The organism is Neisseria sp. HMSC070A01, assembly GCF_001810165.1.
GTDB lineage: Bacteria > Pseudomonadota > Gammaproteobacteria > Burkholderiales > Neisseriaceae > Neisseria.
Genome location: NZ_KV800119.1, coordinates 15413 through 29829 on the forward strand (window position 1 = coordinate 15413; position 14417 = coordinate 29829).

The 14417-nt window shown below is 51.0% G+C and carries 14 protein-coding genes; 10 read left to right on the forward strand and 4 right to left on the reverse strand.

The features are described 5' to 3' along the window. The first annotated feature begins 40 nt into the window (after window positions 1-40). Window positions 41-922: an NAD(P)H-hydrate dehydratase gene (locus tag HMPREF2711_RS01330; RefSeq protein ID WP_070615256.1), complete on the forward strand. Its 882-nt coding sequence runs from the start codon at window positions 41-43 to the stop codon at window positions 920-922. A 150-nt stretch (window positions 923-1072) separates the two neighbouring features. Further along, window positions 1073-2020, forward strand: coding sequence for a bile acid:sodium symporter family protein (locus tag HMPREF2711_RS01335; RefSeq protein WP_003746401.1), 948 nt, complete (start codon window positions 1073-1075; stop codon window positions 2018-2020). A 97-nt stretch (window positions 2021-2117) separates the two neighbouring features. Here HMPREF2711_RS01335 and HMPREF2711_RS01340 read toward each other — a convergent pair whose 3' ends face one another. Next, window positions 2118-2681: a YceI family protein gene (locus HMPREF2711_RS01340; RefSeq protein WP_070615259.1), complete on the reverse strand. Its 564-nt coding sequence runs from the start codon at window positions 2679-2681 to the stop codon at window positions 2118-2120. A 278-nt stretch (window positions 2682-2959) separates the two neighbouring features. On the opposite strand from HMPREF2711_RS01340, the gene ilvD reads away from it, so the two are divergent. The 7 genes from ilvD to ubiE all read left to right on the forward strand — a co-directional run bounded on the left by ilvD (window position 2960) and on the right by ubiE (window position 8269). After that, entirely contained in the window at window positions 2960-4819 is a 1860-nt protein-coding gene (gene ilvD / locus HMPREF2711_RS01345; RefSeq protein ID WP_070615262.1) for a dihydroxy-acid dehydratase, read from the forward strand. 69 nt (window positions 4820-4888) lie between these two features. Next, complete coding sequence (locus HMPREF2711_RS11215) at window positions 4889-5020, forward strand: hypothetical protein (protein WP_283118145.1); 132 nt, start codon at window positions 4889-4891, stop codon at window positions 5018-5020. Window positions 5021-5088: 68 nt separating this feature from the next. After that, a complete protein-coding gene (locus HMPREF2711_RS01350; protein WP_070615265.1) occupies window positions 5089-6378 on the forward strand; it encodes a CAP domain-containing protein in 1290 nt (429 codons plus the stop codon). Between the two features lie 76 nt (window positions 6379-6454). Beyond that, window positions 6455-6688 carry a hypothetical protein gene (locus tag HMPREF2711_RS01355; protein ID WP_003746394.1) on the forward strand — a complete coding sequence of 78 codons (234 nt, stop codon included), beginning with the start codon at window positions 6455-6457 and terminating at the stop codon, window positions 6686-6688. A gap of 1 nt (window position 6689) precedes the next feature. Further along, the gene (locus HMPREF2711_RS01360) at window positions 6690-7121 is read left to right on the forward strand and encodes a gamma-butyrobetaine hydroxylase family protein (protein WP_070615267.1); all 432 of its coding nucleotides are present in this window, start codon (window positions 6690-6692) and stop codon (window positions 7119-7121) included. 117 nt (window positions 7122-7238) lie between these two features. Beyond that, on the forward strand, window positions 7239-7502 hold the full coding sequence (locus HMPREF2711_RS01365; protein WP_234395979.1) for an MBL fold metallo-hydrolase: 264 nt from the start codon (window positions 7239-7241) through the stop codon (window positions 7500-7502). Between the two features lie 29 nt (window positions 7503-7531). Beyond that, the gene (gene ubiE / locus HMPREF2711_RS01370) at window positions 7532-8269 is read left to right on the forward strand and encodes a bifunctional demethylmenaquinone methyltransferase/2-methoxy-6-polyprenyl-1,4-benzoquinol methylase UbiE (protein ID WP_003746386.1); all 738 of its coding nucleotides are present in this window, start codon (window positions 7532-7534) and stop codon (window positions 8267-8269) included. A gap of 170 nt (window positions 8270-8439) precedes the next feature. On the opposite strand, the gene HMPREF2711_RS01375 is transcribed toward ubiE, so the two are convergent. Continuing rightward, window positions 8440-9570 carry a polyamine ABC transporter substrate-binding protein gene (locus HMPREF2711_RS01375; protein ID WP_049322171.1) on the reverse strand — a complete coding sequence of 377 codons (1131 nt, stop codon included), beginning with the start codon at window positions 9568-9570 and terminating at the stop codon, window positions 8440-8442. Window positions 9571-9821: 251 nt separating this feature from the next. Here HMPREF2711_RS01375 and alaS point away from each other — a divergent pair, with 251 nt between their 5' ends. After that, the gene (alaS, locus tag HMPREF2711_RS01380) at window positions 9822-12716 is read left to right on the forward strand and encodes an alanine--tRNA ligase (RefSeq protein ID WP_070615270.1); all 2895 of its coding nucleotides are present in this window, start codon (window positions 9822-9824) and stop codon (window positions 12714-12716) included. A gap of 103 nt (window positions 12717-12819) precedes the next feature. Here the strand turns inward: alaS and HMPREF2711_RS01385 are convergent, their stop codons facing one another. Beyond that, window positions 12820-13677: a CAF17-like 4Fe-4S cluster assembly/insertion protein YgfZ gene (locus tag HMPREF2711_RS01385; RefSeq protein WP_070615273.1), complete on the reverse strand. Its 858-nt coding sequence runs from the start codon at window positions 13675-13677 to the stop codon at window positions 12820-12822. A gap of 122 nt (window positions 13678-13799) precedes the next feature. Next, window positions 13800-14363, reverse strand: a complete 564-nt coding sequence (locus HMPREF2711_RS01390; protein WP_004519955.1) for a peptidylprolyl isomerase — start codon at window positions 14361-14363, stop codon at window positions 13800-13802. Between the last annotated feature and the right edge of the window lie 54 nt (window positions 14364-14417).

Genomic DNA, 14417 nt, shown 5'->3' on the forward strand with positions numbered 1-14417 from the left:
CTGATTTAAAATTAAATTTCTTATCTTGGAAGGTTACGCCATGCAGCCCATCTACACGCTTCCCGAATCGTTTCAAGCTTTTCAGACGGCCTTAGCATTTCCCGACGTATTCCGCCCCCGCGTCCAAGAGTCGCACAAAGGCACATACGGCACGCTTGCCATTATCGGCGGCGCAACGGGAATGAGCGGCGCGGTGGTTTTGGCAGCCACAGCCGCCATATATCAAGGATGCGGCAAGGTTTGGGCGGGTTTCAACCAAGCCGCGCTGCCTTTTGCCATCATTCCCGAACGCCCTGAAATCATGCTCGCCACTGCGGCCCAACTGATGGAACGCAACGATGTCAGCGCACGGGTAATCGGCTGCGGATTCGGTCTGGACGGATTATCAAAGCAGCTGCTGCCCAGAATCCTGTCGACACACCATGACCGGCCTTTATTGCTCGATGCAGATGCCTTGACACTGCTGGCCCGTTCTCCCGAATTAGCCGAATGCCTCAAATCGTACAAACATATCGTCCTGACACCCCATCCGGCCGAAGCCGCCCGCCTACTCGGTACCGATACCCAATCAGTTCAAGCCGACAGACAAAAAGCCGTAACCGAAATCAGCCAAAAATATGGCGCGACCGTCGTATTGAAAGGCCATCATACATTAGTTGCCGCAACTGACGGCATGGTCTATACCAACACCAGCGGCAATGCTGGTTTGGCCACCGCCGGCAGCGGCGATGTCTTAAGCGGTATGATCGGCAGCCTGCTGGCACAAGGCATTCCGGCATTCCAGGCCGCTTGTGCCGGCGTTTGGCTGCATGGCGCGGCAGCCGATGTCATCAAACATAGCAGCCAAATCGAAACCGGCATACTTGCCGGAGAAATCGCACCTGCCGCCCGATGGCTGCGCAATATTTTATCAAAAGAGTAATACCGCCTATATCATCAATACAAATTGCAGGCCGTCTGAAAATCAATCTCTATTTTCAGACGGCCTGGTTTATTTTTAAGTCATTTTGCAAATTAAGGTTAAGACGTGTATCCTTGACTTCCCTTAAAAACAACTTCACAACATATTATCATGAGTATCCTCAATAAAATCAGCAACTTTATTGGAAAAACATTTTCCCTTTGGGCGGCGCTCTTTGCCGGTATCGCTTTTTTCGCACCCGACACCTTCAAATGGGTCGGCCCTTACATTCCTTGGCTTCTGGGCATCATCATGTTCGGTATGGGCTTGACGCTCAAACCTTCCGACTTCGATATTTTGTTCAAACGCCCCAAAGCCGTCATCATCGGCGTGATTGCACAATTCGCCATCATGCCGGCAACCGCCTATCTGCTGGCCAAGCTGTTGAACCTGCCTGCCGAAATCGCAGTCGGTGTGATTTTGGTCGGCTGCTGCCCTGGCGGTACGGCTTCCAATGTAATGACTTATCTCGCGCGCGGCAATGTGGCTTTGTCGGTTGCCGTTACATCGGTTTCCACCCTGATTTCCCCATTGCTGACCCCCGCCATCTTCCTGATGCTTGCCGGTGAAATGCTGGAAATCCAAGCGGGCAGTATGTTGATGTCCATCGTCAAAATGGTTTTATTCCCCATCGTTTTGGGCTTGATTGTCCATAAAGTCTTGGGCAACAAAACTGAAAAACTGACCGACGCGCTGCCGCTGGTTTCCGTTGCCGCCATCGTGCTGATTATCGGCGCGGTTGTCGGTGCCAGCAAAGGCAAGATTATTGAAAGCGGCCTGCTGATTTTCGCGGTTGTCGTACTCCACAACGGCATCGGCTATCTGCTCGGCTTCTTTGCCGCCAAATGGACCGGCCTGCCTTATGATGCACAAAAAACGCTGGCCATCGAAGTCGGTATGCAAAACTCGGGCTTAGGCGCCGCGCTTGCCGCCGCACACTTTGCCGCCGCGCCGGTCGTTGCCGTTCCCAGCGCATTGTTCAGCGTGTGGCACAATATCTCCGGCTCACTTCTGGCAACTTATTGGGCAGCCAAAGCCGATAAAAATAAAGAATCCTAATCGCCTTTAATCATCAGGCCGTCTGAACAGGCATAAACGAAATCAACAATTTCTGCCTAAGCTGTTCAGACGGCCTTTATTTTAAAATCAAGCAGGATTATTGTTTGGCTGCTTCGATTTGGATATTGATGTTTACTTTTTTGCTCATGCCGGCACTTACCAGATAATCCAAGCCCCATTTGGTACGGTCGATGGTGGTGCTGAAGTCGCCGCCGCAAACTTCTGCTTTTAACATCGGGCTTTGGTAGCAGTTGAATTTGTCGGCTTTGAGTTTCACCGGCGCAGTTTTGCCGTTCATGGTCAGATTACCGTCAACGGAAAGTAGTTTTTTGCCGTTGAAATTGAATTTGGTGGAAACAAAACGGATTTCAGGGTATTTGTCCGCGTTGAAAATATCGGCAGATTTCAAGTGTTGGGTAAAGTGTTCAGAACCGGTTTGCAGTTTGGACAAAGGCAATACGATATCGATAGAGCCTTGGCGTTTGGCGCGGTCAAATTCCAAATTTCCGGTCAAACCATAAATACCGCCGACGTTGGTGCTGGTGTTGAAATGGTCGATGGCAAAGCGGGCATTGGCATGAAATTCGTCCACTTTATAAACAGCGGCGGACGCAGCGGAAGCCAACATGGCCGAACACAATGCAAACATGATTTTTTTCATCGTCTTATCCTTAAAAGTGTGAGAAGTTCCCTATCATATCACTTTTTGATGCCAACATCTTTTGCAACTGAGAAAGACAGTGTTTTATCCTAAGAAAACTTCAGGCCGTCTGAAAGAATGAGCAGCAAATTCAGGTGAAGCAAACACAGTTTAGTTTTATTACAAAATAGCGTGCTTCATCGCTCGTAATTGGTATAAAATACCGAGTTATTTCTACAACGGGCCGCCAAACTACCAGCCTATTTCAGACGGCCTCAGCATAAAACAAAGGAACAAAAATGCCTGAATACCGCTCCAAAACCTCTACCCACGGCCGCAATATGGCAGGCGCGCGCGCATTATGGCGTGCGACCGGCGTCATGGAAACCGACTTCGGCAAACCGATTATCGCCATTGCCAACTCCTTCACCCAATTCGTCCCAGGCCATGTGCACCTGCACAATATGGGTCAACTGGTTGCCCGTGAAATTGAAAAAGCCGGCGGCATTGCTAAAGAATTCAACACCATCGCCATTGACGACGGTATCGCCATGGGCCACAGCGGTATGCTCTACTCCCTGCCCAGCCGCGATCTGATTGCCGACTCCATCGAATACATGGTCAACGCCCACTGCGCCGACGCGCTGGTCTGCATTTCCAACTGCGACAAAATCACCCCGGGTATGCTGATTGCCGCCATGCGCCTGAACATTCCGACCATCTTCGTTTCCGGCGGCCCGATGGAAGCCGGTAAAGTTATCGGCGTGGCCAATATTCAGCCCGAACGCCGTTTGGACTTGATTGATGCCATGATCGAATCGGCAGACGACAATATCAGCGACAAACAAGTCGAAGAAGTCGAGCAAAACGCCTGTCCGACTTGCGGCTCCTGCTCCGGCATGTTTACCGCCAACTCCATGAACTGCCTGACCGAAGCGCTCGGCCTTTCCCTGCCGGGCAACGGTTCTTATCTGGCTACCCACGCAGGCCGCAAAGAATTGTTCCTCGAAGCCGGCCGCATGATTGTCGAAATCACCAAACGCTATTACGAGCAAGACGACGAAACCGTGCTGCCGCGCAGCATCGCCACCAAAAAAGCGTTTGAAAACGCCATGACGATGGACATCGCCATGGGCGGTTCCACCAACACCATCCTGCATTTGCTCGCCGTTGCCAACGAAGCGGGCGTGGATTTCAAAATGGCCGACATCGACCGCTTAAGCCGCGTCGTCCCCTGCATCTGCAAAACCGCGCCAAACAACCATGACTACTACATGGAAGACGTGCACCGCGCAGGCGGCATCTTCGCCATCCTGAAAGAATTGGACAAAGCGGGCAAACTGCACACCGACGTGTACACCATCCACGCACCGACGCTGAAAGACGCGATTGAAAAATGGGACGTGACCAACCCTGAAAACACCCACGCCATCGAGCGTTTCAAAGCGGCTCCCGGCGGCGTGCGCACCACTCAGGCGTTCTCGCAAAACCGTATGTGGAAAACCCTCGACCTCGACCGAGAAAAAGGCTGTATCCGCGATGTCGAACATGCCTACTCGCAAGACGGCGGTTTGGCAGTATTGTTCGGTAATATCGCCGAGCGCGGTTGCGTGGTAAAAACCGCAGGCGTGGACGAGAGCATCCTCAAATTTACCGGCCGCGCCCGCGTATTTGAAAGCCAAGAAGACGCAGTCGAAGGCATTTTGGGCAACCAAATCGTCGCCGGCGACATCGTTATCATCCGCTACGAAGGCCCTAAAGGCGGCCCGGGCATGCAAGAAATGCTGTACCCGACTTCTTACCTGAAATCCAAAGGTTTGGGCAAAGAATGCGCCCTTCTGACCGACGGCCGCTTCTCCGGCGGTACTTCCGGCCTGTCCATCGGCCACGCTTCGCCTGAAGCGGCAGAAGGCGGCGCCATTGGTTTGGTACACGAAGGCGACACCATCGAAATCGACATTCCAAACCGCAGCATCCACCTTGTCATTTCCGATGAAGAGCTTGCCGCACGCCGTGCCGAAATGGAAGCACGCGGCAGCAAAGCGTGGAAACCGGAAAACCGCGACCGCTACGTCTCCGCAGCCCTGCGTGCCTACGGCGCGATGGCGACTTCCGCCGACAAAGGCGCAGTACGCGACGTATCGCAAATCGAACGTTAATTAACCTGACTTTAAGGCCGTCTGAACGCTTTCAAGTGCTTCAGACGGCCTTCATTCAAACGGACCAATATGGACAAATTCATTTTAGCGATGATCGGCATGGCCATTGCCCTACTGATTATTATTGGCGGCGGGTTTGTCGCTGTCGAATATTTCAAATCCCACCCTGAAGCATTCCAAGTCAAACCGCCATCAAAATAATCATGTAGCGGCATGAGTTTCAAGGGGAAAGAGCCACAGCTCAAGGCCGTCCGAACGCAGCATATATAATGAAACATATTCTTTACTGGCTGGGCGGTTTTGCTGTCGCCCTCGGCATATTCCAATACTACGAAACCCATCGCTATTCCGAAGACCAGCTCATCTACGCCCAACCGCCGCAAAATCGTACTGCCATTGCCGATTTTGACGCCTTGGCGTATTTAAACTTCCTCCGCGCTTCAGCCAATCTGCCCACACTGGCGCACTCGGCCACACTCGAACGCGCCGCACGCAATCATGCCCGCTATCTACTGCAAAACCCTGACGACGGACATGACGAACACAATACACGCAATCCCTTTTACACGGGCCCACGCCCATCAGACCGCACGCGCAAAGCCGGTTATGCCTATAAAGGCGTGCATGAAAACGTCAGTACCGGCCAACATCCGCCAAACGAAAAAATCAACGACCACCTACCTGCCCAACATCAGCTGGACAACCTGATGACAGCGATTTACCACCGTTTCTCCTTGCTCGATCAAAATATCGACGAGGCCGGTGCAGCATTTGAATCGCAAGGCAAACAAATCGCGCTGAATATCAATCAGGGCGACAGCAGATTCAACAGCCTCTGCCAAAAAAACCGCCCCCTGTCCGACCTCAGCCGTTCGTTTTATCAAGATGCCTGTCATGGTCATGCCATTGTTTATGCGGACGAAATTTCCAACCGCAAATTCCGGCCTTACATCACCTATCCGCAAGGCAATTTCGCTTCGCCGGTTTTCCATGGCGAGCGTCCTGATCCTATGCCGCATTATGAAATGACCGGCAATCCGGTCAGCATCGCGTTCTCAGAACAATCGCCCCCGGTCAAAATGCGTTCGTTCAAACTGTATCAGGACACAAAAGAAATCAGAGACGTCAAAATCTTAGATAAAGATAATGACCCAAACCACCTCCTGACCGACCGCCAATTTGCGCTGTTTCCTTTACAGCCCTTGGAATACGACACCGAATACCGTGCCGTGTTCGAATACCGTCAAAACGGAAAAAACAGAACGGCCGAATGGACATTCAGCACGCAAAAACCCGATTATCCTTATTTCATCGTCAAAGGCGGCGAAACGCTGGCCATCGAATCCGGACAAAAATATTTTATCCATTGGCAGGATTTTTGGTGCTTGAAGCAATGCGAACGCTACAACTACCGCATGAACCGCGACACCCAACTCGACATCATCGAGCGGCAGGCCGGCGGCATCATTATCCGTGTCAACGGAAGCAAAGGCAGCAGCATCCGCTTAATGCCCGAAGGCGAAGACAGGCGCGCCATTACACTTTATTTATGGAAATAAAGCCGTTTTCAGACGGCATGAAGCACCAAAAAACTGATAAAATACCGCCTCACCACCCTACGGCAAGCCATCCAATATGACCAAACATCCGCAAACAGCAGCCAATACCCGCTATGCCTTTGCCAGCATTGCCGCCATGTTGGCCGCATTTTTACTGTTCGTTGCCGTGATGTTGCTGCCCTTAGGGCTGACGGCGGACACACAAGTGGGCCTGATACGGTTTTCACTCTACGCAATCGTGCTGTTTGCTGTACTTGGCGGTATTTTTTCTGTACGCGTTGCCTATTTGCGTAAAAAGAACGGAGCATGACATGACCCAAGCCGATAAAATTCCACAAGAAATCCGCCTCCAAAAAGAACGGCGCGTACTGACTTTGGTCTATGTTGACGGTGCCAAGAGCCTTCCTGCCGAATACCTGCGCGTGTACTCGCCCAGCGCGGAAGTGCGCGGACACGGCCCCGGTCAGGATGTTTTGCAAACAGGCAAAGCCGAAGTCAGCATTACCGATTTAGACCCCGTCGGTCAATACGCATTGAAAATTACTTTTTCAGACGGCCACGACAGCGGCCTTTACGATTGGGACTATCTCTACCGACTGGCGCACAATCAAGACGCGCTTTGGCAAGACTATCTCGACCGCCTCGAAAAAGCCGGCGCGTCCAGAATGCCAAGTGCAGAAGATTTAAAACACAAACACACACATTCCTGCGGTAGCGGCGGTTGCGGCGGAAAGGCCGTCTGAAAAAAGGCAAGACCGTAAGCTTGAATGACGGAAGGACCATTGACGGCAAAGCGTTCCTCTCCCCGCCCAAAAAAAGACGGGTAGTGGCTATCTTCGGCGATACCAAAGCCTGTCCGCGTGCAGCATGCTCCGTACAAAACGCAGACGTTTTGGTGTATAACCTTTTCCGCAGGCGATGAAGAGACAGTGGAACGAGTATTCCATTCGACCGTAGCCGATACAGCCAAGCTGGCTTTACAGGCCAATGTGAAACAACTTTACCTGACCCACATCAGCGCACGTTATACCGAAGAAGAACAACGCCTGATGCTGGAGCGGCAGGCACAAACTATATTTCCCGCGTCGAAAGTGGTTGGCGATTTCGACGTATTCGATACCTGAATCCGTATTATTTTAAGAAGGCAGACACTATGAGCGACCACAAAACCCATTTCGGCTTCACTACCGTTGACGAAGACGAAAAAGCAGGCAAAGTTGCCGAAGTCTTCCACTCCGTGGCAAAAAACTACGACATTATGAATGACGTAATGTCCGGCGGTCTGCACCGTGTTTGGAAACATTTCACCATCAATACCGCCCGCCTGAAAAAAGGCGACAAAGTATTGGACATCGCCGGCGGTACAGGTGATTTGTCCCGAGGCTGGGCGAAACGTGTGGGCAAAGAAGGCGAAGTTTGGCTGACAGACATCAACTCCTCCATGCTGACCGTCGGCCGCGACCGCCTGCTTAACGAAGGCATGATTCTGCCCGTATCGTTGGCAGACGCTGAAAAATTGCCGTTCCCCGACAACTATTTCAATCTGGTTTCCGTCGCATTCGGCCTGCGCAACATGACGCACAAAGATGCCGCGCTGAAAGAAATGTACCGCGTATTGAAACCGGGCGGCACCCTGCTGGTGTTGGAATTCTCCAAAGTGTACAAACCTTTGGAAGGCGTGTACGACCTCTACTCTTTCAAACTGTTGCCGATTATGGGCAAACTGATTGCCAAAGATGCCGACAGCTACCAATACCTCGCCGAGTCCATCCGTATGCACCCCGACCAAGAAACTTTGAAGCAAATGATGCTGGATGCAGGCTTCGACAGCGTGGATTACCACAACATGAGCGCAGGCATCGTTGCCCTGCATAAAGGCGTGAAATTCTAAGGCCGTCTGAAACAAACACAAAGGGCGTGATTGATAGACACGCCCTTTGTTTTTTTCAAACCTTATTCAAGCCAGTCTGACACAAACCAAAGGCCGCCTGAACAGCCGTAAAACGAAATCAAGGATTTCGGTTACACCATTCAGACGGCCTGAATATGATTCAAATCAGCTTATTTTCCTGCTTTCACGCTTTGCCATTGGCGGACCATAAATTTCAACGCCGCAGGTTGAATAGGCACCATGATAAAGCTGTTTTTCAAATCTTCATCAGTCGGGAAAATCGTATTGTCGTTTCTAAACTCTTCATCCATCAGCTCCTGAGCTGGTTTGCTGGACGGCGCATAAGTAACAAAATTGCCGTTTTTCGCCGCAACTTCAGGATCTAAGAAATCATTGATATACGCATGGGCATTGGCCACGTGTTTGGCATCTTTCGGAATCACAAACGAATCCACCCAAATTCCCACGCCTTCTTTCGGCATCATCACACGGATTTTTTCCTTGCCGCCCGCTTCTTCGGCACGACGTTTGGCAATGTTCAAATCGCCGCCAAAACCAATTGTTACGCAAGTATCGCCGCGCGCCAAATCATCGATAAAACCGGACGAGGTAAAACGCTTGATGTACGGACGGTTTTTCTTCAAGACTTCCGTAGCCGCCTTAATATCCACCGTTTCACTGCTGTTTGGATTTTTACCCATATAATTCAATACCATAGGATAAATCTCTGCCGCGCTGTCCAAATAGCTGATGCCGCATTGCTTGAGTTTGGACGTGTATTCGGGGTTAAACACCAAATCCCATTGATTGTCCGGCAGTTTGTCCGTACCCAAAGCCTTTTTCACACGCTCGGTATTGATGGCGAAAGTGTTAGTCCCCCAATAAAACGGAACGGCATATTCGTGGTTCGGATCAACGCCTTCCATCAGCTTCATCAACTGAGGATTCAAGTTTTTATAGTTGGGAATCAGGGATTTGTCGATTTTCTGATACGCACCTGCCTTAATCTGCCTACCGACAAACGCATTGGATGGACCCACGATGTCGTAACCCGACTTGCCGGTCAACACCTTGCTCTCCAGCGTTTCATCGCTGTCATATACATCATAAGTTACTGAGATACCGTGTTTTTTCTCAAACGCGGCAACCGTCTCGGGATCGACATATTCCGACCAGTTGTAAATGCTCAATACCTTTTGATTATCGGTTTGCGCCGCCTTGTCGGCAGAAGTTTTGTCCGAGCCGCCGCAGCCGGCCAATGCCAGCGCAGTCAGTACGATGAGGGGCAGATGTTTGGCCATTATCATTCCTTGCGTATCCGGTTGAAAAGAGAAAGGCATTATAAAGCAGGCAAGCCGGGGCGGATAGGCTTCATTGCTAAAAGATATCGACCCGCTTGAAGCCGTCTGAAAGACAGCTTGCCGCCAACTTAAAACCTTTCTGCCGATAGCTTGAAATATGGTTTTGCGGTAAGATAACGCCCATTCGTTTTTAATCTCAACGTGCCGTCCGGGCCGTCTGAAATCTTTGTACAAAATTTTATCGAGACATTATGAAAACCACCGAACTACGCCAAAAATTCCTGAAATTTTTCGAATCTAAAGGCCACACCATCGTCCGCTCCTCCTCGCTCGTGCCACACGACGACCCGACCCTGCTGTTTACCAACGCAGGTATGAACCAATTTAAAGACGTATTCCTCGGCTTTGACAAACGCCCCTACAACCGCGCCACTACCGCGCAAAAATGCGTACGTGCAGGCGGCAAACACAACGACTTGGAAAACGTAGGCTACACCGCCCGTCACCACACCTTCTTTGAAATGATGGGCAACTTCTCCTTCGGCGACTACTTCAAACGCGATGCCATCCACTTCGCTTGGGAATTCCTGACTTCCCCCGAATGGTTGAACATCCCTAAAGACAAACTGTTGGCAACCGTTTACGCAGAAGACGACGAAGCCTACAACATCTGGTTGAACGAAATCGGTATGCCTGCCGAACGCATCGTCCGCATCGGCGACAACAAAGGTGCGAAATACGCATCCGACAACTTCTGGCAAATGGGCGACACCGGCCCTTGCGGCCCTTGCTCCGAAATTTTCTACGACCACGGCGAAGAAATCTGGGGCGGCATTCCGGGCAGCCCTGAAGAAGACGGCGACCGCTGGATTGAAATTTGGAACTGCGTATTTATGCAGTTCAACCGCGACGAACAAGGCAATATGAATCCGCTGCCTAAGCCTTCCGTCGATACCGGCATGGGCTTGGAGCGCATGGCCGCCGTCATGCAGCATGTTCACAGCAACTACGAAATCGACTTGTTCCAAGACCTGCTCAAAGCCGTTGCCCGCGAAACCGGCGCAGCTTTCAGCATGGAAGAACCCAGCCTGAAAGTCATCGCCGACCACATCCGATCCTGCTCCTTCCTGATTGCAGACGGTGTCTTGCCTTCCAACGAAGGCCGCGGCTACGTATTGCGCCGCATCATCCGCCGCGCCGTGCGCCACGGTTACAAACTAGGCCAGAAACAGGCGTTTTTCTACAAACTCGTGCCCGATTTGGTGAAAGAAATGGGCGCCGCGTATCCTGAGTTGAAAGAGAAACAGACACAGATTATGGAAGCCTTGCGCGCGGAAGAAAGCCGCTTCGGCGAAACGCTGGAAAAAGGCATGGGCTTGTTCAACCAAGTGCTCAACGGCATGAAATTCCTGAAACTGGAAAGCTTGTTGCCGCAAGACGGTGTAGGCAAACCTCTGACATTGAAAACCGCAGATGGTGTGGAATTTACCGCCGCTTCCCGTGTTGCTCCGAGCAAAAAGCAAATCGTTATCCGTCCTCGAGTTTCAGGCAGCCTGAACGAAGGCATGTATATCGATTTGCAGGCTGCTTTGGAAACCGCCCATATTCCCGACGCGAAAAAACCGTTTGCCGAAGCCTTGAATACCTACTTGATGGACAACATCGCCAACAGCAAACTCGTTATCGGCGGCGAACACATCTTCAAACTCTACGACACCTACGGTTTCCCCTACGACCTAACCGCCGACATGGCGCGCGAACTGGGCATCGAACTGGACGAAGCAGGCTTCGAGCGTGAGATGGAAGCCCAACGCACACGCGCACGCGCCGCACAAAGCTTCAAAGCCAACGCTCAACTGCCTTACGAAGGTCAGGACACCGAGTTTAAAGGTTATAGCGAACGCCAAACCGAATCCAAAGTCCTCGCCCTCTACAAAAACGGCGAGCAAGTCAACGAATTGAACGAAGGCGACGAAGGTGCCGTCGTTATCGACTTTACCCCGTTCTATGCAGAATCCGGCGGCCAAGTCGGCGACGTCGGCTATATCTTCGCAGGCGAAAACCGCTTTGAAGTACGCGATACCCAAAAAATCAAAGCGGCCGTATTCGGCCAATTCGGCGTACAGACTTCAGGCCGTCTGAAAGTCGGCGACAGCGTTACCGCCAAAGTGGATGACGAAATCCGCAATGCCAATATGCGCAACCACAGCGCGACCCACTTGATGCACAAAGCCCTGCGCGACGTATTGGGCGAACACGTTGAACAAAAAGGCTCTTTGGTTACCGCCGAATCCACCCGTTTCGACATTTCCCATCCTCAAGCGGTCACTGCCGAAGAAATCGCCGAAGTAGAACGCCGAGTCAACGAAGCCATTTTGGCCAACGTTGCCGTCAACGCAGCCATTATGAGCATGGAAGATGCCCAAAAAACCGGCGCGATGATGCTCTTCGGCGAAAAATACGGCGACGAAGTACGCGTACTGCAAATGGGCGGTTTCTCTACCGAATTGTGCGGCGGTACACACGTTTCACGCACCGGCGACATCGGCCTCTTCAAAATTATCAGCGAAGGCGGTATTGCCGCAGGCGTGCGCCGTATCGAAGCCATCACCGGCCTGAACGCACTCAAATGGGCGCAAGAACAAGAGCGTTTGGTGAAAGACATTATTGCCGAAACCAAAGCCCAAACCGAAAAAGACGTACTGGCGAAAATCCAAGCAGGCGCAACACACGCCAAAGCATTGGAAAAAGAATTGGCACGCGCCAAAGCCGAACTCGCCGTCCATGCAGGCGCCAAACTCTTGGACGATGCAAAAGACTTGGGTTCAGCCAAACTCGTTGCCGCACAAATCGAAGCCGATGCCGCCGCCCTGCGCGAAATCGTGACCGACTTGACCGGCAAATCAGAACAAGCCATCGTATTGCTCGCCGCAGTCAACGACGGCAAAGTCTCCCTATGCGCCGGCGTATCCAAACCGTTGACTGCTAAAGTCAAAGCAGGCGATCTGGTTAAATTTGCAGCCGAACAAGTCGGCGGCAAAGGCGGCGGCCGTCCTGACTTGGCGCAAGCCGGCGGCACAGATGCCGACAAATTGCCTGAAATGCTGGTAAGCATTGAAAATTGGGTAAGTGAAAAACTGGCTTAATTGTTGATTAAATGCTGTAATCAAAAGGCCGTCTGAATTTCAGACGGCCTTTCTGTTTTCATTTCAAGCTAATATTTAAGCTTTTTATTCAATCATCTAACAATCAATCTTTCTCAACCGTAAAAAACAGTTCTTCCTGTTTCAAAGCATTACCGTCTGCATCGGTTAATGCTGCTTCTGCGGCGGAAAACTTGATAACGGCGAGGCTGAGGCTGCCTTGCTCTGTGAGTGCAGTATTAAGAATAACGCCTGCTTCTTCCTCGCCGACTTTGATGGCAATACCGGCGGCTTCTAAAGAATCGCCGCTTAATACGGCCAGACCGCGTTTGACTTGGCCTCGGTATTGGGCGCGGGCGATAATTTCTTGGCCGGGGTAGCAGCCTTTACGGAAATGGACTGCGCCGATGATGTGTTGGTTGAGCATTTGGGCAACAGCCGCTTCTTTGGTTGAGGCGCAAATCCACGGATAGCCGCTGCGGATTTCATGCAGGTTCCATGCGTTTTCGGCTCCTGCCTTATATTCGGCTGCGTTTTCGGCTACTGAAATTTTCAGACGACCTGTGTGCGGCAAGGCAATTTCTACGGTGTTTTCTTGAATTTGGGCTGAAAAAGACAGTTGCGGTTCGGTAGCAGGATGAGGTTCTGCATTGTCTGCCAACTCGCCGCTTACTGCTAAATCAGGCATCAGCTCGAAGACGACTTTTGCACGCAAGACAAACATTCTCAGGCGTTTGACGATGGCTTCGGTCAAATCTTGAGCCATGACCAACAGTAAATCTTCTCCGCGATTGACGACCAACATATTCGCCAACACGCGGCCTTTAGGCGTATTGTATGTGGCGTAACATGCCTGACCGGAAGCTAAATTATTAATATCGTTGGATAATTGGCCATGAAGAAATGAAGCTCTGTCTTCACCGCTGACGCGGACAACGCCGAAAAAAGGCAGGCGGGTTTGCATAATCGACTCCTTAAATAGTAGATGCTGAATTATCGCCCAAATTGCCTCTTATTATCAAATAAATAAATTCAGGCCGTCTGAATGTTTCAGACGGCCTGTTGTTTGGATTCAAGCAATCAAAATTATTTGATGCTGACTTTGCGGATAATCACGGCTTCGGTCGGTACATCTTGATGGAAACCGCGTGTCGCCGTTTTCACTTTGCTGATTTTACGGACAACGTCCATGCCGGAAGTAACTTTACCGAAAACGGCATAGCCGTAGCCTTGAGGGGTTTTGCTTTTGAAATTCAAAAAGTCGTTGTCGGCCGTATTGATAAAGAACTGACTGGTTGCGGAATTCGGATCGCCGGTGCGCGCCATGGCGATGGTGCCGACGTTATTTTTCAAGCCGTTGTCTGCTTCGTTGTTGATGGCTTTATCGGTGGATTTTTGAACCATTTTCTCAGTAAATCCGCCGCCTTGTATCATAAAATTGTCGATAACGCGGTGGAAAATCGTGTTGTCGTAAAAACCTTTTTTGGCGTAATTGACAAAGTTTGCCACGGTTTTCGGCGCTTTGACTTCATCCAACTCCAGTTGGATGTTGCCCATATTGGTTTCAATCACGGCATGGGTAACCGCTTGCGCTTGCACGGAGAGTGACAGTGCGAGGGCGCACAGGGTCAGTTTGATGGATTTTTTCATATGTCTTCTCGAATGATGTATTGTGAAAATGGAATATTAACCTTGTTTCGCGTG

Excerpts from the sequence above, each read along its gene's own strand:
- HMPREF2711_RS01330 (WP_070615256.1), top strand. The coding sequence starts at position 41 with ATGCAGCCCATCTACACGCTTCCCGAATCGTTTCAAGCTTTTCAGACG.
- HMPREF2711_RS01335 (WP_003746401.1), top strand. The coding sequence starts at position 1,073 with ATGAGTATCCTCAATAAAATCAGCAACTTTATTGGAAAAACATTTTCC.
- HMPREF2711_RS01340 (WP_070615259.1), bottom strand. The coding sequence starts at position 2,681 with ATGAAAAAAATCATGTTTGCATTGTGTTCGGCCATGTTGGCTTCCGCT.
- ilvD (WP_070615262.1), top strand. The coding sequence starts at position 2,960 with ATGCCTGAATACCGCTCCAAAACCTCTACCCACGGCCGCAATATGGCA.
- HMPREF2711_RS11215 (WP_283118145.1), top strand. The coding sequence starts at position 4,889 with ATGGACAAATTCATTTTAGCGATGATCGGCATGGCCATTGCCCTACTG.
- HMPREF2711_RS01350 (WP_070615265.1), top strand. The coding sequence starts at position 5,089 with ATGAAACATATTCTTTACTGGCTGGGCGGTTTTGCTGTCGCCCTCGGC.
- HMPREF2711_RS01355 (WP_003746394.1), top strand. The coding sequence starts at position 6,455 with ATGACCAAACATCCGCAAACAGCAGCCAATACCCGCTATGCCTTTGCC.
- HMPREF2711_RS01360 (WP_070615267.1), top strand. The coding sequence starts at position 6,690 with ATGACCCAAGCCGATAAAATTCCACAAGAAATCCGCCTCCAAAAAGAA.
- ubiE (WP_003746386.1), top strand. The coding sequence starts at position 7,532 with ATGAGCGACCACAAAACCCATTTCGGCTTCACTACCGTTGACGAAGAC.
- HMPREF2711_RS01375 (WP_049322171.1), bottom strand. The coding sequence starts at position 9,570 with ATGGCCAAACATCTGCCCCTCATCGTACTGACTGCGCTGGCATTGGCC.
- alaS (WP_070615270.1), top strand. The coding sequence starts at position 9,822 with ATGAAAACCACCGAACTACGCCAAAAATTCCTGAAATTTTTCGAATCT.
- HMPREF2711_RS01385 (WP_070615273.1), bottom strand. The coding sequence starts at position 13,677 with ATGCAAACCCGCCTGCCTTTTTTCGGCGTTGTCCGCGTCAGCGGTGAA.
- HMPREF2711_RS01390 (WP_004519955.1), bottom strand. The coding sequence starts at position 14,363 with ATGAAAAAATCCATCAAACTGACCCTGTGCGCCCTCGCACTGTCACTC.